This window comes from Streptomyces sp. NPDC002520, assembly GCF_053595235.1.
On record NZ_JBSFXG010000043.1, the window covers coordinates 1 to 23237 of the forward strand.

The following is a 23237-nucleotide window of genomic DNA, read 5'->3' on the forward strand; positions in this document are numbered from 1 at the left end:
GGAATCGACGACAGAAGGGTGCGACGAAGGGAGTTGCCGAGGGTGTAGCCGAAGCCCGGCTCCAGCGGCTCGATCACGAACCGGGAGCGGAACTCATCGACGACCTCTTCGGTCAACGAGGGACGCTGAGCAATCAGCACGAGGTATTGCCTCCAGTGTTTGGCGCCCGCTATCTGACGCCGTTGACACAACGAAGAGTACGGGCGGTTCGGCCTCCTAAGAAGCCGAACCGCCCGACCTCTCCCTTTTGCCTGCCGGTCGGCAGGCTCGGCTCCCGCCGAAGCGGAGTCCGACGATCGGCAAGGCAGCCGCCGACGCGGTTCGGGCGCATACTGGGGACGATGACAAAGCCTGCTGCACCGAAGCGTCATTTGCCCACCAGCCCCTTCAAGCCCCCGGTCACACCGCCTCCCAAGCACTTCGCCGTGGGAGACCAGGTCACACACGACGTGTACGGCCTCGGTCGGGTGATCGGCATCGAGGACGGAATCGCGGCACTCGTGGACTTCGGCTCGGAGCCGATGCGGATCTTGAGCCCGTACCCCAAGATGACCAAGCTGTAGGACCGCTGTGCCGGTCGACGGCACGCCAGGCCCCGTCAGGGGCCTGCAACGAAAGTGAGCCCTCTCATCGATCTGACGTCGCTGTTCTCCGCCCTTGAAGGGCAGCCCCGCCGGGCCGCTCCGGCATCGCCGCCTCCGACGACAAACCCCTTCCAGACTCCGGACTTCGGGGACGTCGAGACCTTCCTGCCCGAGGAGGCACAGGGGCCCGCCCCGGACACGCGCGCGGCGTAGCCCAAGGCCGCTCAGCTCCCCCGCGTGCGGCGGTCTCGGTGGCTTCCCGCGGGCCTTCTCCGGTGCTGACCACCCGTCACGTCCTCGGTCGGTACCAGCTCACGAACAACTGACGGAAGTGGTGAGGCAGCTCACCGACGCGATCCGCTGGACGTCGCACGACTCCGCGCCACAAGCGCGCGGAACGAGCGGGGGACAGCGGATCCGGAACGCCACGGGGTGGACGCGTCGGTCTGCGCGGAGACGGCGGGGCGCCTCGTAGATCCTGAAGTGCCCCGGCGCGGCGCGTTGTCCGCCGCCCCCACGGTGAACCCTTCGACGTGGCTCACCACCGCTGACAGCGGGTGCCGCGAGTGGCGGGATCTTTCGACGGGACCTTTCGACGGCTGCGTCCGGTGGCGGTCGCCAGCTCACATGTTTGACGAGTCAAGTACATTGGAAGATAATTGACGCGTCAAGCAGTCGTGAAGGAGTCCACTCATGTCTGATCTCGAGTTCGGTCTCGACACGTTCGGCGATGTGCCGCAGGACGACTCCGGCACACCGGTGTCCGACGCGCGCGCCATCCGGCAGGTGCTCGACGAGGCCCTCCTCGCGGAGGAGACCGGCGTCGACGTCATCGCCCTCGGGGAGCACCACCGCCCGGAGTTCGCGATCTCGAGCCCGGAGACCGTCCTCGCCGGCATCGCCACGCGCACCGACCGCATCCGCCTGGCCTCCGGCGTGACCGTGCTGAGCTCCGACGATCCGGTCCGCGTCTTCCAGCGCTTCTCCACCGTGGACGCGCTCTCGAACGGCCGGGCCGAGGTCATCCTCGGGCGTGGCTCCTTCACCGAGTCGTTCCCCTTGTTCGGGTACGACCTCGCCGACTACGACGTGCTGTTCGAGGAGAAGATCGAGCTCTTCGCCAAGCTGCTGGAGGAGAAGCCCGTCACCTGGAGCGGCACCAAGCGGCCGCCGCTCGACGACGCCGACGTCTTCCCGAAGACCGAGTCCGGGCACCTGAACACCTGGGTCGGCGTGGGCGGTACACCCCAGTCGGTCATCCGCACCGCGCGCTACGGGTTCCCGCTCATGATCGCCATCATCGGTGGCAGCCCGGAGCGCTTCGCGCCGTACATCGACCTCTACGAGCGCGCCGCCGACAAGTTCGGCACGACCGCCCATCCGGTCGGGATGCACTCGCCGGGCTTCATCGCCGACACGGACGAGGAGGCCCGGGAGCATCACTGGCCGCACTACCGGGTCATCCGTGACCGCATCGGCGCGCTGCGGGGCTGGCCGCCGGTCCGCAAGGAGGAGTACGAAGCCGAGATCGAGCACGGCTCCCTCTATGTCGGCTCCCCCGAGACGGTCGCCCGCAAGATGGCCCGCGCCATCGAGGCTCTCGGCGTCGGCCGGTTCGACCTCATCTACACCAGCGGTGCTCAGCCGGTGAGCGCCCGCCTGCGCGCCGTCGAGCTGTACGGCACGAAGGTGATCCCGATGGTCCGCGACATCCTCGCCGGCTGACGCCATGAACGGAGAAGACGGAGAAGGCAGAGAAGGCAGAGAAGCCAGAGAAGGCGGAGAAGACGTGGACAGCAACGCCGTACGCACCGTCGGCATCCTGGGCGCGGGCAAGGTCGGCACCGTTCTGGCGCGGCTGGCCCTGGCAGCCGGCTACCGCGTGCTCGTCGCGGGGTCCGGCGATCCCGCCGAGATCGCCCTCACCGTCGAAGTCCTCACGCCCGGCGCCGTCCCGGTCACCGCCGCGCAGGCCGCGGCGGAGGCGGACGTGGCCGTGCTCGCGCTCCCGCTCGGCAAGTACCGCGGCGTTCCCGCCGAAGCGCTGCGGGGCAAGCTCGTCGTCGACGCGATGAACTACTGGTGGGAGGTCGACGGCATCCGTGAGGACCTCACCGACCCGCTCACCTCCTCCAGCGAGATCGTGCAGGCGTACCTGCCGGGATCGCGCGTGATCAAGGCGTTCAACCACATGGGGTACCACGACCTCGAGGACGGGGCCCGGCCCGCGGGGACGACCGGACGCAAGGCCATCGCGATCGCCGGTGACGATCCGGACGGCCTGGCCACGGTCGCGCACCTCGTCGACGCTCTCGGCTTCGACCCCGTCGTGGCGGGCCCGCTCGCCGAAGGGGTACGGCTCGAACCGGGCACCGAGCCCTTCGGCGCCAACGTCGGCGCCGACGAACTGCGCGCGATGCTGGACCGCTTCCCGGAGTCGGACCGCGGACAGGCCGTGACCAGCGCGCGGAACGCCGACCCGGAACCGACCGAACGCGCCGCCTGACCCACACCGGGCCAGGGCGGCGCCGACCCTGTCGTGGCCCGGCGTCGGCGTCGGCACGAGATAGCTGGTCGAGGGGCTCGGGGCGGCGATACGGGCCGTTCGCCGGCCCCGGTTCCAGGGCTGCCGAGGCCGGATCGGCCGGCCTCCCGGCTCGGGTGGTTCGGAGCTGGGGTCTTCGTCGGGTGGTGTCAGTCGGGATGCCGGGCTTCCTGTTCCCTCGGCTGCGGCTGTGACGGGACTTTCGCGGTCAGGGGTGCGACAGAGGACGGGTGGCGCGGATGGCGGCCTGTGCTCCCGCCCTGGCCGCCGGGGCGGTCTCCACGTCGTTGAGGCAGAAGAAGTCGACGTCCTCGCCCACCGCGAGGCGGGCCAGGCGCTGCCGCGTGTCCGGTGTGCCCAGTTGCACACAGCGGAAGCGGTAGTCGGCCGGGACGGCCCGGCCGGCCGCGATCGCCCGGTGGCGATCCCGGGAGGTGCGGGGCCCGGGAGCCTCCCGCGCCCGGCCGAGTTGCGGAAAGCGGCTCGGTGCGCGGCAGGGCCGGCGCGTGGCGCCGTACGGCCGAACGGAATGCCGAGTCGGGGCACCCCGGTCAGACTGGGGGGTACGACCGCACTGTGCCGGCGCGAGAACGGTCGGGTGACCATGAACGATTCGACGTACAGGGCTTCTCTCGCGGTCGATGACGAAGGCGTCGTCGTCGCGTGGAGTACTGCCGCCGAACAATTGCTCGGATATCCCGCGCGGCAGATCGTCGGCCGGAAGGCCAGGGAGTTCATCGCCGACGCGCCGGCGGCCGAGGCGCGCGCCGATGTCGTGCTGCGGCACCGGGACGGGCACCCCGTCGCCTGCCGGGTGCGGGTGAGCGCCGAGCACGAGGCGGGGAACGTGCTGCGCTGGAGGATCGACCTGGGGCCGTCAGGCGCGTCCGAGAAGGGCGCGGCACTCGAGGAGCGCGCGGAGCCCGGGCAGCCCGGGGGCACGGAGGCCGACAGGAGCGCCGTGGACCGGGCGCTGCTGGAGGCTCTGTTCACCCGCTCCCCCATCGGCCTGTTCGTCCTGGACGCCGATCTGCGCCTGACCCGCTACAACGCCGCCGCCGTCGGCATGCAGGGCACCGAGGTGACCGAGAAGCTGGGGATGCGGCCCACTCAGGCGTGGGCGGACTTCAGTGCCGAGAAGGCCGAGCAGGTGATGACCGAGGTGCTGGAGACCGGGGAGCCGGTGCTCGCCTTCGAGAAGCGCGGCCGGCCTCCCTGCGATCCGGAACACGAGCACATCTACTCGGCGTCCGTGTTCCGCCTGGAGGACACCGACGGCCGGATCCTCGGCCTCGCCGACCTGGTCGCCGACGTGACCGAGCAGTACCGCGTAAGGGAGCGGCTCGCCCTGATCGCCGAGGCCGGTTCCCGTATCGGCACCACCCTGGACGTGCTGAGCACCGCGGCCGAACTCGCCGACGTGGTGGTGCCCCGGCTGGCCGACCGGGTGGCCGTGGACCTCCTGGAGCCGGTGCTGACCGGGGAGGAGGTACCGGGCGGGCCGATCGAGCCGCGCTGGGACCTGCGGCGGGCCGCCTCCCGGTCCGTCCAGGCCGACAGCCACACGGGCGCCTACGCGATCGGCGAGGTCAGCAGCTATCCCGACGCGGCGCCCGCCGTCCAGGTCCTCAACGACCACCAGGCGTGTCTGGTGCGCACGGTCGGTGAGGACAGCGACTGGGTGCGCCGCGACGTGGTCCGGGGCCGGCGGATGCGGGAGGAGGGGGTCCACTCCCTGATGTCGGTCCCGCTACGAGCCCGCGACAGCACGCTGGGCCTGGTCACCTTCTACCGGTGGACCGACCGCGGCCCCTTCGAGGACGACGACCTGACCGTGGCCCAGGATCTCGCCGCCCGTACCGCCGTCGCGCTGGACAACGCCCACCGCTACGTGCGCGAACGCAACACCGTGCTCACCCTGCAGCGCGGTCTGGTGCCCCGCGACCTCCATGCGCCGCGCGCGGTCCGGGCGGCCCACCACTGGGTGCAGTCCGGCGCGGGCGGCGACTGGACCGACGTGATCGCCCTGCCCGGCGCCCGGGTGGCCCTCGTGGCCGGCAGCACCCCCGGCCGCGGTGTGCGGGCCGCCGCCACCGCGGGGCGGCTGCGCACCGCCGTGCACACGCTGGCCTCCCTCGGTCTCGCCCCCGACGAGCTGACGGCCCGCCTGGACGACCTGGTCCGCCAGATGCAGGCCGAGACCGCCCAGGAACCCTCCGGCAGCCCCGTCGGCACCAGCTGCCTCTACCTGGTCTACGACCCCGTCACCTGCCAGGCCACCGTGGCCACCGCCGGACCGGCGGGGCTGGCGCTGCTGGCCGCGGACGGCACCGTGTCCTTCCCCGACATCGCCGCGGGTCCGCCGCTCGGCCGGCCCGGCCCGCCCTTCGCGAAGACGAAGCTGCGGCTGTCCGACGGCAGCCGGCTGGTGCTGTACACGTCGGGTCTGCTGCAGGCGTTCAAGGGCGACGACGCCCAGCACGACGCGCACGAGCGGCTCGGCAGCCTGTTGTCCGCCTTCCGCGGGTCGCCGCAGGATCTCTGTCTGCGCCTGACCGAGGAGCTGGTGCCGCCCGACCCCTGGAAGGACGCGGCGGTCCTGGTGGCCTGCACCCGCTCGCTCGATCCGGCGCGCGTCGCCACCTGGGTGCTGCCCGCCGACCCGGAGGCCGTCGCCACCGCCCGCTCGCTCACCGCCCGCCAGCTGAGCACCTGGGCCATGGAGGACGAGGTGTTCTCCACCGAGCTGATCGTCAGCGAACTGGTCACCAACGCCATCCGGTACGCCAAGCCGCCCGTGCAGCTGCGGCTGATCCGCGACCGCACGCTGAGCGTGGAGGTGTCCGACGGCAGCAGCGCGGCCCCGCATCTGCGGCACGCCCGGACGACCGACGAGGGCGGCCGCGGGCTGCTGCTGGTCTCGCAGTTCGCCCAGCGGTGGGGTACCCGGTACGAGGACCGCGGCAAGACCATCTGGGCGGAGGAGCCCGTCACCGCCCTGGCCTGACCCGGCGGCCGCTCCCACCGGTTTCCTCGGCGACCGGGCGGGCCGGGCCCCCGACGGACCCCGTCGCGCGGATTCTTTACGGATCCCTGACGCCGGGGACGCATCCGACGGCCCCGTCACGGTGTCCTCCTCGTTGTCCGGAACCGGACGGCAGTCGCGTCGGAGAATGGAGTGCCATGGAAGGCACCGTCGTCGCAGTGGTGATCGTGGTCGGGGCCCTGCTGCTCGTGCTGAAGAGCGGGATGCGGGTCGTCAACCAGGTGGAGCGCGGAGTGGTGTTCCGGTGGGGCAAGGCCCTGCCCGGCCACCGGCAGCCCGGGATCACCTTCCTCATCCCGTTCGCCGACCGGATGCGCAAGATGAACGTGCAGATCGTGACCATGCCCGTGCCGACTCAGGAGGGCATCACCAGGGACAACGTGTCGGTGAAGGTCGACGCCGTCGTCTACTTCCGGGTGACCGACCCGGTCCGGGCCGCCATCGAGGTGCAGGACTACGTCTTCGCCGTCGGCCAGGTCGCCCAGTCCTCCCTGCGGTCCATCATCGGCAAGAGCGACCTGGACGACCTGCTCAGCGACCGGGAGCGGCTGCACGAGGGGCTGGCGCTGATGATCGACAGCCCGGCCGCGGGCTGGGGCGTCCACATCGACCGCGTCGAGATCAAGGACGTACAGCTGCCGGAGTCGCTGAAGCGGTCCATGTCGCGGCAGGCCGAGGCGGAGCGGGAGCGGCGGGCCCGGGTCATCACCGCGGACGGTGAGTTCCAGGCCGCGCAGCAGCTCGCCAACGCCTCGCGGATCATGTCGGACACGCCGGAGGCCATGCAGCTCAGGCTGCTGCAGACCGTCGTCGAGGTCGCCGCCGAGAAGAACTCCACGCTGGTGATGCCGTTCCCGGTCGAGCTGCTGCGCTACTTCGACAAGGCCACCAAGAAGATGGACGCGGACATCACCGCGCGGCAGGTTCCGGCACAGCAGCCTCAGCCGGACGCCGAGCAGCAGTAACGAGCGCCAGGGTGACGGCCAGCGAGGCCGCCGCCATCACGGTCATCGCCGTGGCCGGTGAGGTGAGTTGGGCGACCGAACCGGCCAGCGCCGCGCTCACGCCCTGCAGCGTCAGCATGCCCGCGGAGTGCAACCCGAGGGCGTGACCGGCGAGTTCGTCGGGGGTCAGGTTCATCAGCCGCTCCTGCTGCACGAGGCTCGCGGCGAACCCGGCGGAGGCCGTCGTCGCGCAGACCACCGCCACGGCCAGTGGCGGGTGCGCGGCGAACAGCAGGTAGGGCGCCGCCAGCAGCACGAGCAGCGGGGTCGCGAGCCGGGCGCGTACGGCGGGCGGCAGCAGCCGGCCCACCGTGAGGTCCCCGGCGAACATGCCCAGCGCCCCGCACGCGAACAGGATGCCGGCCGCACCGGGGTCGTACGACACGTACAGCGACTCGCAGCCGACGACCAGGCCGTTGGGCAGCCACAGGCCCAGGTAGGTGAGACGGCGCGGACGGTCCGACCACAGCAGGACGTTGGTGCGCCAGGTCGCCGCCGCGGAGGGGCGGCCCGTGGCGCGGGGCGGGCGGGCGGTCAGGCCGAGCCGCAGGACGAGCGCGGCCGTCAGGTACAGCGCCGAGGCGAGCAGCAGGCAGGTGCGCGGCGAGAGGGTGGCCAGCAGGACGCCGCCGGTGCCGAACCCGGCGATCTGCATCAGGCCGCCCGCCATGTTGAACAGCGAACGCCCCGGCAGATAGCCGTCCTTGGCCAGGATCTCGTTCAGCAGACCCCAGCGGACCCCGCCGCCCAGCGAGGCCACCAGGCCCAGCAGCAGGACGACCGCGAACAGCGCGCCGGTCGGCAGGCCGGGCAGCGCCTGGACCGCCGTACCCGCCGCGAAGGCCAGCGCGATCGCGGCCAGGGTCGTGCGCGGAGGCAGCCGGTCGGCGCCGGAGAGCAGGAAGGTCGCGCCCAGCACCTGGGCGAGCGAGGGGCCGAACATGCTCACCGCCGACAGCAGCGGCGATCCGGTCGCCCGGTACACGAGCGTGCCGAGCGCGAGGCCGCCGACGGTCTGCGCGGCGGTCTGCAGGGCCACACCGAAGAACAACGGGCCGAACTCGGGCGTGCGGAACAGGGATCGGTAGCTGGACATGCGGGGAGTCTCGGGCGGGGTGAGCGGGGGCCGTTAATGTTTCGCTGTCACGCGAAAGGACGTGGCCCTCGCACGGGGGCACACCAGGGGATCGGGAACGGGGGCGGACCGTGGGGTGGTGGCAGCTCAACGCGGACACGCTGGCGCGCAGCCGGTTCGTCATCTCTCCGCTCGCCGAGACCTTCGCGAGCCTGAAGCTGCTGCATTCGGGCGCCGGTGCGCATCCCGGGGAGCAGGAGTGGCTGCGCGCGCATCTGCCCGGCTACCGGGCGCTGCTCGCGGCGGACCCGGTGACCGCGCGGCTGGTGCGGGCCGGGCTGGGCCGCGAGTGGATCGCCGACTTCCTGACGCCCACGCCCCGCGGCGGGGAGGACTTCGCCGTCGAGGTCGGCCGGGTGCGGGCGGTGGACCCGGCCGCTGCCCGGGCGCATCTGCTCCTCTCCCTGGCCGGTCCGCTGCCGGCCGTGCTGGACCGGGACGACCTGCCCGAGCGGGCGGCCGCGCTGCTGGAGTGGGTGTGGGAGGAGACCGTACGGCCGTCGTGGGAGCGGCGCCGGCGGGTGCTGGAGGCGGACGTGACGGCGCGGACCGCGCGGGTGAGCCGGGGCGGCTGGGCGGGGGTGCTGGACTCGCTGCGGCCGGGCGGCACCCGGTGGCTCGGGGACAGCCGGTTCCAGGTCAACCTGCACGAGTACCCGCCGCGCGAGATCTCGGGCGCCGAGCTGCTCTTCGTGCCGGTGACGGCCCAGCGGCACGGCTGGGCGGCCTGGGAGGACGGGCAGCGGTACGCCGTGGTCTACCCCTGCGCCGGTGCCCTCGCCGGCCACCGCGACCGGCCCGTGCCCGCGAGCCTGGACGCACTGCTCGGCACGGCGCGGGCCGGGGTGCTCGTGCTGCTGGACTCCCCGCTGACCACCACCCAGCTGACGGCGGTGACCGGGCAGGGGCTGGGCTCGGTCGGACGGCATCTGAAGGTGCTGCGGGAGGCGGGGCTGGTGGAGCGGTGGCGGTCCGGGCGCTCGGTGCTGTACGGGCGGACGGCGGCGGGCGAGGTGCTGCTGGAGGCAGCGGGGGGCACCGCCCCGAAGGGCGCGGCCGGGGGCGAGCGACCAGCCACGACGCCGCCGCGGCCACCCACCACCAAGCCCGCCACCCCTGCGCGTCCGCCCCTGCGGACGCAGCGCATAACATCCCGCTCATGACGACTTCTGACCACAACACCTCCGTCCTGGACACCGAGATCGGGGCCCTCCAGGGCGGCTCCGCCGACCTCGCGCAGTACGCGGGCAAGACCGTGCTGATCGTGAACGTGGCCTCCAAGTGCGGCCTGACCCCCCAGTACGCGGGCCTGGAGCGGCTGCAGGAGCGGTACGCCGAGCAGGGGTTCACCGTGCTCGGGGTGCCCTGCAACCAGTTCCTCGGGCAGGAGCCCGGCACCGCCGGGGAGATCGCCGAGTTCTGCTCGGCGACGTACGGCGTGACCTTCCCGATGACCGAGAAGGTCGAGGTGAACGGGGAGGGCCGGCACACGCTGTACGAGCGTCTGGTGGACTTCGCCGACGCCGAGGGGCACAGCGGTGACATCCGCTGGAACTTCGAGAAGTTCCTGATCGGCCGGGACGGCCAGGTCGTCGCGCGCTTCGCGCCGCAGACCGAGCCGGAGTCCGCCGAGGTCGTGGCGGCCATCGAGGGCCGGCTCGGCCAGTAGCTTGACCTTGCCCCTGGGGCAGGCGAGAGCGTCCCTGTCACCGGGCGGGCAGAGCCGCCCGGTGACGGAGGATGACAGGGTGAACGAGGAGTTGCTCACCATCGGCGCGTTCGCCGCGCGCTCCCGCCTCTCGGCGAAGGCACTGCGGCTGTACGACCGTCTCGGTCTGCTCGTGCCGGCCCAGGTCGACGACGCCAGCGGCTACCGCTACTACCGCGCCGGCCAGGTGGAACAGGCCCGTCTGGTGGCCCTGCTGCGGCAGCTGGACATGCCGCTGGCCCGGATCGCCGAGATCGTCGGAGCCGAGGGCACGGAGGCCGCCGACCGGCTCGCCGCCTACTGGGCGGACGTGGAGACCCGGCTGGCCGGGCAGCGCACCCTCGCCTCGTACCTCCGTGGACGTCTGTCGGGGAGGAGTTCCGAGATGTACGAGAAGTTCGTGGTCGAGACGGTGGACGTGCCGGCGCAGGTGGTGATCACCGAGTCCCGGCACACGCTGGCGGACGAGCTGCCGACCTGGATCGGTTCCTCGCTGGGCCGCCTGGAGGCGGCGGCCCGGGAGTGCGGGGGCGTGGCCGGGGCGCCGTTCGTCGTCTACCACTCCGAGGTGTCGACGGAGAGTGACGGCCCGGCCGAGTCCTGTGTGCCGGTGGCCGACGAGGCGGCGGCCCGGGCGTGGGTGGAGCGGCACGGCGGACCGTGGGCGACGCGGGTGCGCATCGAGCCGGCGGCCCGGCTGGCCTTCACCCGGATCACCAAGGCCCAGGTGGCGCATCCGCAGATCATCGCCGCGTTCGAGGCGGTGGAGCACTGGGTGCGGCAGGAGGGGCTGGAGATCGCCGGTCCGTGCAGGGAGGTGTACTTCGCGGACTGGGGCGCGGCCGGTGCCGAGGACCCGGTGTGCGACGTGGCGTTCCCGGTGTCGTGATCCGGTGAGCCGGTGATCCCGAGATCCTCGGGGCGGTACGGCCGTTCCCCGGGGCGGGAGATGCCGAGCCCTCTCGGCAAGGACGGCGACTGGTCGAGAGGGCTCTGCGGGTCCTGCTTGTGCGGTTGTTGCCGCCGATGCGGCTAGGCGCGAGGGTCAGAGAGCGCCCCCTACGCCTTGACCGAGGCGACGAAGGCGTTCCACGCCTCGGCGGGGAAGGCCAGGGTCGGGCCCTCGACGACCTTGGAGTCGCGTACGGCGAGCTCCGCGACGGCGGGCGACTTGACCTCGACGCAGGCGCCGTTGCCCGCGGAATAGGAGGACTTCATCCACGTCTCCGAAGCGCCCTGAATCAGTGCCATGTCCACTCCTGTTTGCGAGTTGCTGCAGTGCGGTTCACGCCAACCTTGTCGACCGATTGGCGTGATCGACGCTACCGGGCAACTGCGCCTGCCGGAGGAGTCGTTCACTCAAGCGGATGGCATATTCCAGGAGAGCCTTCCGCTTGAGCGGAGTGGCGGTGTACGATCCCGCGCTTCCTGTGGGACAGGACTCAATCCGCGTACTCTTTGGCCACCTTTGCGATGTACTGCCGGGACTGTTCCACATTGAGGGACTGTGCCCGCAGGTGCTCGTACATCACGGCGTACTTCTGCACGTCCGGCGCCTTCTCCAGGTACAGGTCGCTGGTGACGCCCTCCAGGTAGACCACGCTGGAGTCGGCCGCGTCGGCGAACTCCAGGATCGCGTACTGGCCGTTGAGCCCCGGGTGCGCGCCCACCTCGAACGGCAGCACCTGCACGGTGACATGCGGCAGCTGGGACATCTCGCTCAGGTGCTCCAGCTGCTCCCGCATGACCAGCCGGCTGCCCACGACGCGCTTGAGCGCCGCCTCGTCCAGCACCACCCACAGCCGCAGGGGGTTGTGCTCGGCGGTGATACGTTCCTGTCGCCGCATGCGCACCTGCACACGCTTCTCGATCTCGGCGGTCGAGGTCTCCGGCAACGCGCCCTGCACCAGGGCCTCCGCGTAGGCGCGGGTCTGCAGCAGACCGGTCACCAGCTGGGGTTCGTACACCCGGAGCGACTCGGCGTCGGTCTCCAGCCCGATGTAGACGCTGTACGGGATGTCGCCGAAGGTGTGCCACCAGCCCTGCTGGCGCGAGTCCCGGGCCATCTCCATCAGCGAATCCACGATCCGCTGGTCCTCGACCTCGTACACCCCGCACAGGTCGCGCACGTCGCGCTGGCTGATGCTTCGGCGACCGTTCTCCAGGCGGCTGATCTTCGACTGCGACACGAGCAGGCGCTCGGCCACCTCTTCCGCCGTCATGCCCTTGAGCTCACGGAGCTTGCGCAGCTCCTGGCCCAGCCGGCGTCGCCTGACGGTGGGATTGACATTGGACGCCACGGGACGTGCACCTCCGGCTGCTGCCTGTTCCTGACACTTTGCGTATCTGCTGTTGAGCAGATTGCCACCAAGGCGCTTTCCACCGCTGGCAAACGGTGGATATGCGGTGCGTACGCGTCAGTTCGGGCACGGAGACGGACCACGGAAGTGGGCCGCGGAACAGGAGTGCCGGAAGCGGCCGAGCGGGGTGGTGGGACCACGGGTCCCACCACCCCGCTCGAACCAGCGGCTCCCGAACCGGTCCTGGCGCCGACGGTGCGGCCGATCGGTACGGCTGATCAGTGCGGTCGATCAGTGGACCACGGCGCGTGCCATGGATCCGTGGCGCGGCTGCATCGGAACCGCGCGTGCGGGCTCCGCCGCGGGCCTGCCTCCGGGCCCGGTCTGCCGTGCGGCCGCGGCCGGACCGCGGCGCGGCTGCGTGGCCGCGCCGTTCTGCACGTCCATCACGGCGTGCGCGACGAGACCGCCCATCGGGTCGTGCCGGATCAGATCCCGCAGCCGGGAGCGCGAGGACCTGCCCTCGTTCCCCGGATAAAGGTGCTTGCCGAGGCCGACCGCGTGGGCCAGCGCGGCGAGCGCCGCGGTCCGCGGGTCCGGCGGTACGCCGGTGCGGATCGCCGAATCCAGCCGGGATCGGATCTCCCGGCTGATCTCGGTGTCCGTCGCCTGGTACCGCGTCGTCGGCAACACCCCGCACATCTGACCCGGTACGGCGGCAACCATGCCGCACCGCTCCAGATGCGAGAGATAGATCTGACGCAGCCCCAGCCGGGGTCCGCCGATCCAGTGCACAGCCCGCACGGGAGCGCCACGCCTTCGCAGCAACTCCAACGCACAGTCCAAAGTCGGATCTCCAGTCGGCCGTGGCACCACCACGGCGATACGATCCCCGTCTGGGGCTATCCGTCCGGCCAGCGCCAGCTCCACTAGCTGTGCTCCGGCCAGACCGAGGTCGAGCGACTGCGGCTGTGCAGTGGTACCCGTGGCCGGGTCCAGTGCCAGCAGCAGAAGCTCCTCCGGAATTGTTCTGCGGCTCCTGCCCATCCATGCCTCCCCGCGTGGATGAATGACAGGGTGACCCCTCTCACATTGGTCTGTCGAGAGTGCGTGACCGGTTCGTAAGGGAACCGGTAGGTATGTCGTTCTCGTCTACCACGGGGGCCAAGCCCTCACACAGGACACTGGTACATGGTTCGGACAGGGCGCGCAAATGGGCGTGCGGCGCATGGAGGAGGCATCGGTGGCGGGCGAGTCCCCCGACAGGTCGAAGCAGCGCGAGTCGTCGGTGGAACCGACGCCGGAGACCAGGGATTCGGTTCCCGAGGCCCGCGATCCGCGCCTCGCCGTCTCCCGCGAAAAGGATTCCGCGGCGGCGGCAGTGGACACCGCCACGAAAGTCCTGTCCGTCCGCGACCTGAAGTCCGAGGAGGACGACACCAAGTCCCCGAAGGGCGACGACGACACGGACCTCAAGAACGCCGTCTCCGCCTGGGTCCGCTCGGCCTCCACCCCGAATGCCGAGCAGGAGCCGAAGGCCGAGCAGGAGCCGAAGGCCGGGCAGGAGCAGGAGCCGACGGCCGGGACGGCGCCGACGGCCGGGACGGAGGCCGAGGCCGCCGCGGCGCCTGAGGCCGGCACGGGCGCGAAGGCCGACGCCGAGGTGCGGGCTGACACCGAGTCGGACGCCAACTCGGACGACACCCCCTCGGAGCCGGCCGCCGAGGACGCGAAGACGGCCACGGACCCGACCGCGGACGAGGAAGCCACCTCGGAGCCCGCCACCGAGGCTGCCGCCGAGGACACCGCCGAAGCTGCCGACGAGCCCGAAGCGGAGCCCGCCGACGAGAGCCCGACGGCCTCGGACGACGACCGGCAGACTCCGGACGAGGACCCGCAGACCACCGACAAGGCCTCTGAGGCCCCAGAGGCCTCTGACGAGGACTCGCAGGCCGCCGACGAGGCCCCGCGGGCCGCCGACGGCGAGGACGCCCCACAGAGGCCTCCTGCGGCCGACGACGAGACCCGCACGGGGGGTGCGGATGGGAACACCGACACCGACACCGACACCGACACCGAGGCGACGGACACCGACGCCGACCCGCGGGCCGCCGACGGCGAGAAGGCCCCACAGGGGCCGCCTGCGGCCGACGACGAGACCCGCACAGGTGGTGCGGATGGGAACACCGACACCGAAGGCGAAGCCGAGGCGACGGACACCGACGCCGACCGCGAAGCCAAGGCTTCGCCCGTCGATCAGCCCACCACCGCCTTCAAGGCCCTCCGCCCCAAGAAGCCGGAGGTCGACCAGCCGACCACCATGCTCAAGCTGGGCGGCAGCAAGTTCGTCCCGCTGAGGAATCCTGACGTCCCGTCCACCACGGCCACCACCGCCTTCCCGCAGGTCGGCCCGGAGCGCACCACCCAGCAGCCGCTTCCCCCGAAGCCCCCGCTCGACCTCCTGGCCGAGCTGACGAACACGCCCCCGCCCCCGCAGACCCCCTTCCGCACCCTGATACGCCGGGTCAAGATCTGGACCCCTCTGGTCCTCCTCCTGGCGATCGTCTTTGCGGTCGTACAGACCCTGCGCCCCCTCCCGAAGCCCACCCTGGACCTCACCACGGAGGAGACCTACACCTTCGGCGGCGCCAAGCCCGGCATCCCCTGGCCGGCCACCGGCCAGGCCGCCCTCGACGTCCAGGGCATCGGCACGTTCGGCTCCTCCGGTACCCAGAAGCCCGTACCGATCGCGAGCCTCGCGAAGGTCATGACGGCCTACCTGATCCTGCGCGACCACCCCCTCAAGAGCGGCGCGGACGGGCCCAAGATCAAGATAGACAAGCCCGCCGAGGAGCAGTCGGACGCCGGCCAGGAGTCCACCGTCCCGGTGACCGCCGGCGACCGCATCTCCGAACGCGAGGCGCTGGAGGCCATCCTCCTGCCCTCCGCCAACAACGTGGCACGTCTGCTCGCCCGTTGGGACTCGGGTTCGGAGGAGGCGTTCGTGACGAAGATGAACGCCGCCGCCAAGGACCTCGGCATGACCGACACCAGGTATACCGACCCCTCGGGTCTGACCGACTCGACGGTCAGTACGGCCGTCGACCAGGTCAAGCTCGCCAAGGCCGCCATGGAGCAGCCCGCCTTCCGCGAGGTCGCGGCGATGATGTCGTACGACGACTACAAGGGCGTGAACCACTCCAACTACAACCGTCTGGTCGGCCACAACAACGTCGTCGGCATCAAGACCGGCACCACCACCTCCGCCCTCGGCAACCTGGTCTTCGCCGCGAAGCAGGACGTCGGCGGCGAGACCCGCACGATCATCGGCGCCGTCATGCGCCAGCCCGCCGGCGGTTTCGACAACACGATCATCAGCGGTGTCCTGGACGCGGGCGACAAGCTGATCCGGGCCGCGCAGGGCGCCCTGAAGCCGGCGACGGTCCTGAAGAAGGGCGACGTCGTCGGGTACGTCGACGACGGCCTCGGCGGCCGTACACCGGTCGTGGTCACCAAGGACGTCACCGCGGCCGGCTGGTCCGGTCTGAAGGTGAAGCTCTCCTTCACGTCCGCCTCGGTGCCGCACATCGCGAAGGCCGGCACCGAGGTCGGCACCCTCACCGTGGGTGACGGTTCGGCCGGTTCGGTGAAGGTTCCGGTGGCTCTGCGGAAGGACCTGGCCAAGCCCGGTTTCACCGCGAAGCTCACCCGGCTGGGCTGAGCGCACCACCCGCACGCCCGCCCGCGCACCCCGTCCAGGGAGCCCCACCCGGGAGCCCTGTGGCGGGGTGCGTGCTAGCGTCACGAATCGGGGCAGCTCGCCGGTCGGGGGACAGGGCCGCGAACTGGACGGGACGAGGCCGCGAACACCGAGGAACGCGGCCGCGAACAGAAGACGGGACACGGGGAGTGCCTTCAGGTGGCCACAACCGAGCCGAAACGCGCCGACGACGCCGATCCGGACCCGGGATCCGGCCCGCGAATACGCCTGTCCGCGACTGACACGGAACGTACGGGGAGTACGGAGCGTCAGCAGTGCGGCGACACCGCAGACGTCACCGACAGTGACGGCGACGCGCGTCCGGGACGTGCCGCCCGCCTCCGTGCCGCCGCCGAGCCGCTGCGGCAGCGGCTCCTGCGGCACCCGGCCCTCTCCGTCACCGCCCTCGCGGGCGTGCTGCACATCATCTGGTTCTTCGTGTTCGCGAACAGCGGCGGGGACCTCGCGGCCCAGGACGCCTGGGCGGAGTTCGTCGGCCGGCACCCCGACTCGGCGTACAACCTCGCCTGGTACGGGGGCATGCACCCGGTGTCGTACAGCGTGGTGTCGCCGTACCTGATGTCCGTGCTCGGCGTCCGTACGACGATGATGATCGCCGGTACGGTCTCGGCGGGCCTGCTCACGCTGGTCCTGATCCGCAGCCGGGTGGTGAAGAACCCGCTGTGGGCCTCGCTCGCCGGGGTCTTCGCGTTCCTCTGCAACGCCGTGTCCGGGCGGGTGACCTTCGGGCTCGGCACGATGTTCGGGCTCGGCGCGGTCGTGGCCGTCTTCTGCTGGCCCCACCGCTGGCGGTTCAAACGCTGGGCGAAGGCCCTGGTCGCGGCCCCGCTGGCCGCGCTCGCCACGATGTCCTCGCCGGTCGCGGGGCTGTTCGTGGGCCTGGTCGCGGCCGCGCTGTTCCTGCAGAAGCGGCGGCCCGGCGCGTGGGCGCTGGGCCTCGCGCCGGTCGCGGTGGTGGCCGTCTCGGCGTGGCTGTTCCCGTTCTCCGGCACCCAGCCGATGAGGTTCGGCTCGGTGGTGCTGCCCCTGCTGTACGGCCTGCTGTGCCTGTTCCTCGTGCCCAGGGAGTGGAAGACGGTCCGCCTCACGGCCGCCGTCTACAGCATCGGTGTCGTCCTGGTGTGGCTGATCAACTCGCAGATCGGCTCGAACATGTCGCGGCTGCCGATGCTGTTCGCGGGTGCGACGCTGATCGCCGCGCTGCCGTTCACGGTGCCGCGCTCGCGCAAGTGGTACGTCACGGTCCTGGCCTTCCTCGGCTTCGCCGGCTGGATAGGTTTCAAGTCGGTCGACGACATGGTGCACACCACCCCGGCCGCGTCCTGGGCCCGGGAGCTGGCCCCGCTGGTCAACGAGCTCCAGCGGGTCGGCGCGGAGAAGGGCAGGGTCGAGGTGGTCCCGGCGCGCTCGCACCGCGAGGCCTCCGCGCTCGCGCCGTACGTGAACCTGGCCCGCGGCTGGAACCGGCAGGCCGACATCGAACGCAACCCGCTCTTCTACGACGACACCCTCAACTCGGCGAACTACCACGAATGGCTCCAGCGGTGGGCCGTGCACTTCGTGGTGCTGCCGAAGGACAACCCGGACGGGGACAGCGGCGCCGACCGCGAGCGGCAGCTGCTGCGGCGCGGGATGCCGTACCTGACGCAGATCTGGGGCGACGCCAACTGGCAGCTCTTCAAGGTCACCGACCCGGTGCCGCTCGCCGAGCCGAACGCGGTGGTGGACCGGGCCGAGCAGGGCGAGTGGACGCTGCGGGTGGGCGGCGCCGGGCGGATACTGATCAGGCTTCCGTACTCGCCCTGGCTGAGCATCGTGGACGAGCACGGCAAGAGCCTGAAGCCGCCGCAGGAGACGGCGGAGTCCAAGCACCGGGCCGAGGGGACGCCGAAGACGTACGACAACGTCAACGGGTGCCTGATGAAGTCCGCGGAGGACGGGGACGGGGACACGTGGACGGTGCTGGTCGCCCCGAAGCCCGGTACGTACCGGCTGGCGTCGCCGTACCAGCTGCCCCGGGGTACTCCGTGCCCTGAGGAGCTGAAATGACGTCCGGCAGGAGCCGAAGTGACATCCGGCGCGGTCAGCCGCGCAGCTCCGACACGTAGCGGTCGGTGCCCGGCACCGTGGGGATGAAGGGTGCCATCAGCTCCACCCGGCCCAGCCCCGCCCGTGCCACCTGCTCGGCCGGCCCGCGGAAGTGCCCTTCCCAGCACTCCCGCGGGTCCTGCTCCAGGAACCACAGCAGGGTCAGGCGGGTGTCGACGCCCTCGACCTGCTTGACGTAGGTCATGCGGTCGCTGGGCAGCGGGGTCGGGCGGAAGACCGTCACCATGGCCGCCGGGGAGCCCGCCAGGCGCCTGGGGAGGTGGCGGGCGGTGAGCCACTCCAGCAGCCGGGCGCGCTGCTCGGCCGACTCCGCGTCGATCACCTCCAGTACCAGGCCCACGTACGGGTGGTCGAGGGCGTGGACGTCCCTCGGGCCGGCCGCGCCGTCGCGGTAGACCGTGGTCGCGTGGTCCTGGAAGGCCGTGAAGACGTGGGTGCGGGCGTGGTGGACGCGGGCGTCGCGGTTGAGGCGCTTGTTGATGGCGACGGTCCACTTCATGTGGTCGTCGTAGCGGCCGTCGGTGATCCAGTAGGTGGAGAGGTAGCAGCCGGCGGTCACCGGCCGGGCGACGGCCGACTTCTCCGGATACCGCAGGAGTTGCAGGTCACGGGTGGCGACCCAGCGGCGGCCGGCGTACATCCAGGGCATGGCCATGGCGCCGGCGTAGTAGTGGTCGTCCTCGTACCAGCGGTTGTAGGCGTACTCGTCGCCGGGGTGCGGCTCCACCATGGTGATCAGGGCGTGGCCGGGGTGGACGCCGTAGGGGCCCACGGCGGCCAGTTCGGCGTACAGCTCACTGCGGGTGTCCTCGCTCATGCGGTTCCCCTTTCCTGCGGTCGCCCATACTCTGACGCTCCGTCAGATAAAGCGCCAGGGTTCGGGAGGTCTCCATGCCACTGCTCGCGGGAAAGACCGTCGTCGTCTCCGGGGTCGGCGCCGGGCTCGGCCATCAGGTCGCCGCGGCCGTCGTCCGGGACGGCGGGAACGCGGTGCTGGGGGCGCGCACGGAGGCGAACCTCGCCAAGAGCGCGGCCGAGATCGACCCGGAGGGCGCGCACACGGCGTACCGGGCGACCGACATCACCGACGAGGGGCGGTGCGAGGCGCTGGCCGCTCTTGCGCGCGAGCGGTTCGGGGCGATCGACGCCGTGGTGCACGTGGCCGCCTGGGACTCGTACTTCGGCGGGGTCGAGGACGCGGACTTCGCGACCTGGCAGTCGGTCATCGACGTGAACCTGCTGGGCACGCTGCGGATGACGCGGGCATGCCTGCCGGCGCTGAAGGCGGGCGGGGGCGGGTCGGTGGTGTTCATCGGGACGCAGTCGGCACTCGCCGCGCCCTCTCAGGTCGCGCAGGCCGCGTACGCCGCCTCGAAGGGGGCACTGACCAGCACGATGTACTCGCTGGCGCGGGAGCTCGGGCCGCACCGGATCCGGGTCAACACCGTTCTGCCGGGCTGGATGTGGGGACCGCCGGTGCAGGCGTACGTCCAGTTCACCGCGCAGACGGAAGGGGTACCGGAGGCGGAGGTGCTGGGGCGGCTGGCCGGGCGGATGGCGTTGCCGGAACTGGCGACGGACGGGGACGTGGCGGACGCGGCGGTGTTCCTGGCCTCGGACCGGGCACGGGCCATCACGGGGCAGTCGCTGCTGGTCAACGCGGGTGAGCTGATGCGGTAGCCGCACTTGGCCATGAGGACGGCCAAGGGAATGACTGTTCATCCATGTGAACAGAGGTCACCACGACGAACATCTTTACCTGCTCTTGACCTTCCGCTTCCTTGCCCTGTGTCCACGTTCGAAACCAAAGTTCACATGCCTGACCCTGGCTGTGAACCTTGGAAGGGGACACATGAACGGTCTCGACTGGGCCGTGCTCATCGGCTACTTCGGAGTGATGGTCGCGATCGGCGTCTGGTCGCACAAGCGCGTGGACGACGTCAGTGACTTCTTCACGGCCGGGGGCAAGATGCCCTGGTGGCTGTCCGGCATCTCGCACCACATGTCGGGCTACAGCGCCGTGATGTTCACCGGGTACGCGGGGATCGCCTACACCTACGGCGTCACCTCCTTCGTCACCTGGTCCTTCCCGATCGCGCTCGGCATCGCCGTCGGCTCCAAGCTGTTCGCCCCACGCATCAACCGGTTGCGGTCCCGGCTCCATGTGGCTTCCCCGCTGGAGTACCTGAAGAACCGGTACAACCTCTCCACGCAGCAGGCGCTCGCCTGGTCGGGCATGCTGCTGAAGATCGTGGACGTGGGCGCCAAGTGGGCGGCGATCGCGACCCTGTTGTCGGTGTTCACCGGGGTGTCCCTGAACCAGGGCATCCTCATCACCGGTGCGATCACCGCCGTCTACTGCACCATCGGCGGTCTGTGGGCGGACGCGCTGACCGAACTCGGCCAGTTCGTCATCCAGTTGCTGGCCGGCGTCTCGATGTTCATCGCCGTCGTACTGAAGCTGAACGACAAGAACATCGGCTTCTTCGACGTCTGGGACCAGCCGGCGCTGCACGGGCACGGCAAGCCGCTGGTGGGGCCGTACGGGACGGTGTTCCTGCTCGCGTTCCTCTTCATCAAGCTGTTCGAGTACAACGGCGGCATGCTCAACCAGGCGCAGCGGTACATGGCCACGGGCAGCCCGCGGGAGGCCGAGCGGTCGGCGCGGTTGTCGGCCACGCTGTGGCTGGTGTGGCCGGTGGTGCTGTTCTTCCCCATGTGGATATCGCCGCTGCTGGTGCACGCGCAGAAGCCGGACGGCTCCGACTCGTATGCCCTGATGACCGAACAGCTGCTTCCGCACGGGCTGTTGGGACTGGTGATCGTCGGGTTCTTCTCCCACACGATGGCGATGTGCTCCTCCGACGCGAACGCGATCGCCGCGGTGTTCACGCGGGACGTGGCACCGGTGCTGTCCGCTCGGGCGCGGGCGTGGGGTGAGCGGTCGGGCCTGGTCGCGGCCCGCGTGACGACGGTGGTCTTCCTCGGCCTGTCCATGGCGGTGGCGACGCAGGTCAACTCCCCCACGTTCAAGGACATCATCACGGTCGTCATCAAGTGGGTGGCCGGTCTGATGGGTCCGATCGCGATCCCGATGATGCTGGGTCTGCTCCGCCCGTTCCGCCGCTCCGGTCCCACGGCGGCGCTCGTCAGCTGGGGCGCGGGCCTGCTGGCCTTCTGGCTGGTCAACTACCCCATCAACTGGAACGTGGACGGGGGCGTGCCGCTGCAGTACCAGGTCTCGGTGCCGCTGGCGGTCTCCCTGGTGCTGTACATCCTCATCGGCTTCCTGAAGCCGGAGGACACGCCCGAACGGCTCGCGATCATCGAGATCGTCAACACGAACGGCGAGGGCGCTGCGGCTGTTCCGGCGCCGGCGGCCCCGGGGGACGGAGTTGTCGGGGCGCCGGCGAGGGAGTGAGCGTTCGAGGCGGTGCCGTTCGGTGATAGGTGTACGCCGACTGCGGGGGCGTGGGGGCTGGTCGCACAGTTCCCACGCCCCTTTTTCGCGCATCCGGCCCGTATCCTCACGCCGGACGACGGGTCGTAACGAGCCGCCCAGACCCCAAGACCATCCCGCGGCAGACTCTGGCATATCTGGGTCATGCCCCTACGGGAGGTGTGGCGCGGTTCGCGTCCGAGGGCGCGCTCCAACGACCATGCGCAGGCCGGCGGGGCGCAGCACGAGACCGCCGGGCGCTGTGCGGATCTTCGTGCCGGGGCTTGGCCTGAGGTTCCAGCGCGCGGCGATGGTTGCCAGGGCCAGGACCGCTTCGGTTGTGGTGAAGGTGTCTCCGATGCACTTACGGGCGCCGGTGGCGAAGGGAACGAAGGCACCGGGGGGCGGTGGGTCGGAACGGTCGTGACGCCACCTGTCGGGGTCGAAGTGGTCCGGGTCCTGGAAGACGTCCGGCCGGTGGTGGACGAGGTACTGGCTGTAGAGGACCGTGGTGCCCACAGGGACTCGATAACGTCCCAGTTCGGCCTCTTTCGTGGTGGTACGTGTGAAGATCCAGGCGGGAGGGCGTATGCGCAGGGTTTCGGTGATGATGCGGCTGGTCACGTCGAGCTGAGGGAGATCGGCGTAGGTGGCGGGGGACCCGCCCAGGACCCGGTCGACTTCGGCGTGCAGCTGTTCTTCGATTTCGGGGTGAGTGGCCGTGAAATACAGGGCCCACGCGGCGAGACTGGCACTCGTCTCCGCTCCGGCGAAGAAATAGCTGATGATCGTGTCGGTGAGTTCGTCGTCGGAGAGGTACGCCCCGCTGCCGTGGGAGTCCGGATCCTGGGCGGCCACCAGGGCGGAGAGGAGGTCTCCGTGATCGCTACCGCTCTTCCGGTGGTGCGCGATGGTCTTCTTGGCGAGGTGGCGCAAGTGCGCGTGGGACTTGTCGAATTCGCGGTTTCCCAGCACAGGCAGCTTCGCCAGCATCGAGGGCATGAGCATCTTCCGGAAGACACCCCGGGAGATACCCATGACGTCGCGGAGCATCTCCGTGAGGTCCTCGTCCGACAGCGCGGCACCGGTGAACATCGTGGCGATGAGGATCCGGACCGCGGTCTCCTCCAGTGCGGACAGGACGTCGACGGTCTGGCCCTCACGCCATGAGTCTGTGAGGTCCGCGAGGTGCTTTGTCATCTGAGCGGCATAGCCGGGCATGCGGCCCCGGTGGAACGCGGGCTGGTTCAGCCGCCGCTGCCTGCGATGCTGGCCGTGAGGGCAGGTGGCAACCCCGGCGCCGAGGGCTTCGCGGGCCCTGTCGATGAGCGGGCCGCCCTTGTCGAACGTCCGGTCGTCGACGAGCAGTTGATGGACGAGCCGAGGACTGCACACCACGTAGGCACGCCAGGGGCCCAGCCTGACCTGCACCAGATCACCGATGGCCGGGAGCGCGGTGAGAAAGGACAGGGGGTCTCGAAGCAGAGGCAGGGTGTGCCCGAGCAGTGGTAGCGCCCCCGGCGCACAGGGCGGGGTCTGTGTATTCATGATGGGAGGACGTTCCCCAATGTTGATCGAGTTACAGG

The 23237-nt window shown here is 70.8% G+C and carries 19 protein-coding genes and 1 pseudogene; 12 read left to right on the forward strand and 8 right to left on the reverse strand.

Features of this window, described 5'->3' with window-relative positions:
- A pseudogene (locus ACWD5D_RS37865) lies at positions 1-140 on the reverse strand (DNA-directed RNA polymerase subunit alpha); the annotation flags it as partial.
- Positions 141-341: 201 nt separating this feature from the next.
- On the opposite strand from ACWD5D_RS37865, the gene ACWD5D_RS37870 reads away from it, so the two are divergent.
- The 3 genes from ACWD5D_RS37870 to ACWD5D_RS37880 all read left to right on the forward strand — a co-directional run bounded on the left by ACWD5D_RS37870 (position 342) and on the right by ACWD5D_RS37880 (position 3090).
- A complete protein-coding gene (locus ACWD5D_RS37870; RefSeq protein ID WP_451377342.1) occupies positions 342-563 on the forward strand; it encodes a hypothetical protein in 222 nt (73 codons plus the stop codon).
- A 714-nt stretch (positions 564-1277) separates the two neighbouring features.
- On the forward strand, positions 1278-2309 hold the full coding sequence (locus ACWD5D_RS37875; protein WP_451377343.1) for an LLM class flavin-dependent oxidoreductase: 1032 nt from the start codon (positions 1278-1280) through the stop codon (positions 2307-2309).
- Between the two features lie 64 nt (positions 2310-2373).
- Positions 2374-3090 carry an NADPH-dependent F420 reductase gene (locus ACWD5D_RS37880; RefSeq protein WP_451377344.1) on the forward strand — a complete coding sequence of 239 codons (717 nt, stop codon included), beginning with the start codon at positions 2374-2376 and terminating at the stop codon, positions 3088-3090.
- Between the two features lie 247 nt (positions 3091-3337).
- Here ACWD5D_RS37880 and ACWD5D_RS37885 read toward each other — a convergent pair whose 3' ends face one another.
- Positions 3338-3496, reverse strand: a complete 159-nt coding sequence (locus ACWD5D_RS37885) for a hypothetical protein (RefSeq protein ID WP_451377345.1) — start codon at positions 3494-3496, stop codon at positions 3338-3340.
- Between the two features lie 237 nt (positions 3497-3733).
- Here ACWD5D_RS37885 and ACWD5D_RS37890 point away from each other — a divergent pair, with 237 nt between their 5' ends.
- Positions 3734-6136 (forward strand): SpoIIE family protein phosphatase, encoded by a 2403-nt coding sequence (locus ACWD5D_RS37890; protein WP_451377346.1) that lies wholly within the window; start codon positions 3734-3736, stop codon positions 6134-6136.
- Between the two features lie 176 nt (positions 6137-6312).
- Complete coding sequence (locus ACWD5D_RS37895; RefSeq protein ID WP_451377347.1) at positions 6313-7140, forward strand: slipin family protein; 828 nt, start codon at positions 6313-6315, stop codon at positions 7138-7140.
- Here the strand turns inward: ACWD5D_RS37895 and ACWD5D_RS37900 are convergent.
- The gene (locus tag ACWD5D_RS37900) at positions 7085-8275 is read right to left on the reverse strand and encodes an MFS transporter (protein ID WP_451377348.1); all 1191 of its coding nucleotides are present in this window, start codon (positions 8273-8275) and stop codon (positions 7085-7087) included. The two genes, ACWD5D_RS37895 and ACWD5D_RS37900, sit on opposite strands and share 56 nt — an antisense overlap.
- Before the next feature lie 110 nt (positions 8276-8385).
- Here ACWD5D_RS37900 and ACWD5D_RS37905 point away from each other — a divergent pair, with 110 nt between their 5' ends.
- From ACWD5D_RS37905 to ACWD5D_RS37915, 3 genes are all read left to right on the forward strand, one after another.
- Complete coding sequence (locus ACWD5D_RS37905) at positions 8386-9477, forward strand: ArsR family transcriptional regulator (protein ID WP_451377349.1); 1092 nt, start codon at positions 8386-8388, stop codon at positions 9475-9477.
- Entirely contained in the window at positions 9474-9983 is a 510-nt protein-coding gene (locus ACWD5D_RS37910; RefSeq protein ID WP_451377350.1) for a glutathione peroxidase, read from the forward strand. The genes ACWD5D_RS37905 and ACWD5D_RS37910 overlap by 4 nt, the downstream gene beginning before the upstream one ends.
- 79 nt (positions 9984-10062) lie before the next feature.
- Positions 10063-10911 carry a MerR family transcriptional regulator gene (locus tag ACWD5D_RS37915; RefSeq protein WP_451377351.1) on the forward strand — a complete coding sequence of 283 codons (849 nt, stop codon included), beginning with the start codon at positions 10063-10065 and terminating at the stop codon, positions 10909-10911.
- A gap of 170 nt (positions 10912-11081) precedes the next feature.
- On the opposite strand, the gene ACWD5D_RS37920 is transcribed toward ACWD5D_RS37915, so the two are convergent.
- From ACWD5D_RS37920 to ACWD5D_RS37930, 3 genes are all read right to left on the reverse strand, one after another.
- Positions 11082-11273, reverse strand: coding sequence for a DUF397 domain-containing protein (locus ACWD5D_RS37920; RefSeq protein WP_451377352.1), 192 nt, complete (start codon positions 11271-11273; stop codon positions 11082-11084).
- Between the two features lie 191 nt (positions 11274-11464).
- On the reverse strand, positions 11465-12322 hold the full coding sequence (locus tag ACWD5D_RS37925; protein ID WP_451377353.1) for a helix-turn-helix domain-containing protein: 858 nt from the start codon (positions 12320-12322) through the stop codon (positions 11465-11467).
- A gap of 291 nt (positions 12323-12613) precedes the next feature.
- On the reverse strand, positions 12614-13369 hold the full coding sequence (locus ACWD5D_RS37930; RefSeq protein ID WP_451377354.1) for a GOLPH3/VPS74 family protein: 756 nt from the start codon (positions 13367-13369) through the stop codon (positions 12614-12616).
- Between the two features lie 181 nt (positions 13370-13550).
- Between ACWD5D_RS37930 and ACWD5D_RS37935 the strand changes: the two genes are divergently transcribed.
- Positions 13551-16043: a D-alanyl-D-alanine carboxypeptidase gene (locus ACWD5D_RS37935; protein ID WP_451377355.1), complete on the forward strand. Its 2493-nt coding sequence runs from the start codon at positions 13551-13553 to the stop codon at positions 16041-16043.
- A gap of 198 nt (positions 16044-16241) precedes the next feature.
- Positions 16242-18152, forward strand: coding sequence for an MFS transporter (locus ACWD5D_RS37940; protein ID WP_451377356.1), 1911 nt, complete (start codon positions 16242-16244; stop codon positions 18150-18152).
- Positions 18153-18186: 34 nt separating this feature from the next.
- Here the strand turns inward: ACWD5D_RS37940 and ACWD5D_RS37945 are convergent, their stop codons facing one another.
- Positions 18187-19029, reverse strand: coding sequence for a hypothetical protein (locus ACWD5D_RS37945; protein WP_451377357.1), 843 nt, complete (start codon positions 19027-19029; stop codon positions 18187-18189).
- Between the two features lie 74 nt (positions 19030-19103).
- On the opposite strand from ACWD5D_RS37945, the gene ACWD5D_RS37950 reads away from it, so the two are divergent.
- Both ACWD5D_RS37950 and ACWD5D_RS37955 read left to right on the forward strand, forming a co-directional pair.
- The gene (locus ACWD5D_RS37950) at positions 19104-19892 is read left to right on the forward strand and encodes an SDR family oxidoreductase (protein ID WP_451377358.1); all 789 of its coding nucleotides are present in this window, start codon (positions 19104-19106) and stop codon (positions 19890-19892) included.
- 172 nt (positions 19893-20064) lie between these two features.
- The gene (locus ACWD5D_RS37955; RefSeq protein WP_451377359.1) at positions 20065-21633 is read left to right on the forward strand and encodes a sodium:solute symporter family protein; all 1569 of its coding nucleotides are present in this window, start codon (positions 20065-20067) and stop codon (positions 21631-21633) included.
- Positions 21634-21822: 189 nt separating this feature from the next.
- Here the strand turns inward: ACWD5D_RS37955 and ACWD5D_RS37960 are convergent, their stop codons facing one another.
- Positions 21823-23199, reverse strand: coding sequence for a cytochrome P450 (locus ACWD5D_RS37960; protein WP_451377360.1), 1377 nt, complete (start codon positions 23197-23199; stop codon positions 21823-21825).
- Positions 23200-23237 lie beyond the last annotated feature (38 nt).

Excerpts from the sequence above, each read along its gene's own strand:
- ACWD5D_RS37870 (WP_451377342.1), top strand. The coding sequence starts at position 342 with ATGACAAAGCCTGCTGCACCGAAGCGTCATTTGCCCACCAGCCCCTTC.
- ACWD5D_RS37875 (WP_451377343.1), top strand. The coding sequence starts at position 1,278 with ATGTCTGATCTCGAGTTCGGTCTCGACACGTTCGGCGATGTGCCGCAG.
- ACWD5D_RS37890 (WP_451377346.1), top strand. The coding sequence starts at position 3,734 with ATGAACGATTCGACGTACAGGGCTTCTCTCGCGGTCGATGACGAAGGC.
- ACWD5D_RS37895 (WP_451377347.1), top strand. The coding sequence starts at position 6,313 with ATGGAAGGCACCGTCGTCGCAGTGGTGATCGTGGTCGGGGCCCTGCTG.
- ACWD5D_RS37900 (WP_451377348.1), bottom strand. The coding sequence starts at position 8,275 with ATGTCCAGCTACCGATCCCTGTTCCGCACGCCCGAGTTCGGCCCGTTG.
- ACWD5D_RS37910 (WP_451377350.1), top strand. The coding sequence starts at position 9,474 with ATGACGACTTCTGACCACAACACCTCCGTCCTGGACACCGAGATCGGG.
- ACWD5D_RS37920 (WP_451377352.1), bottom strand. The coding sequence starts at position 11,273 with ATGGCACTGATTCAGGGCGCTTCGGAGACGTGGATGAAGTCCTCCTAT.
- ACWD5D_RS37930 (WP_451377354.1), bottom strand. The coding sequence starts at position 13,369 with ATGGGCAGGAGCCGCAGAACAATTCCGGAGGAGCTTCTGCTGCTGGCA.
- ACWD5D_RS37935 (WP_451377355.1), top strand. The coding sequence starts at position 13,551 with ATGGAGGAGGCATCGGTGGCGGGCGAGTCCCCCGACAGGTCGAAGCAG.
- ACWD5D_RS37945 (WP_451377357.1), bottom strand. The coding sequence starts at position 19,029 with ATGAGCGAGGACACCCGCAGTGAGCTGTACGCCGAACTGGCCGCCGTG.
- ACWD5D_RS37950 (WP_451377358.1), top strand. The coding sequence starts at position 19,104 with ATGCCACTGCTCGCGGGAAAGACCGTCGTCGTCTCCGGGGTCGGCGCC.
- ACWD5D_RS37955 (WP_451377359.1), top strand. The coding sequence starts at position 20,065 with ATGAACGGTCTCGACTGGGCCGTGCTCATCGGCTACTTCGGAGTGATG.
- ACWD5D_RS37960 (WP_451377360.1), bottom strand. The coding sequence starts at position 23,199 with ATGAATACACAGACCCCGCCCTGTGCGCCGGGGGCGCTACCACTGCTC.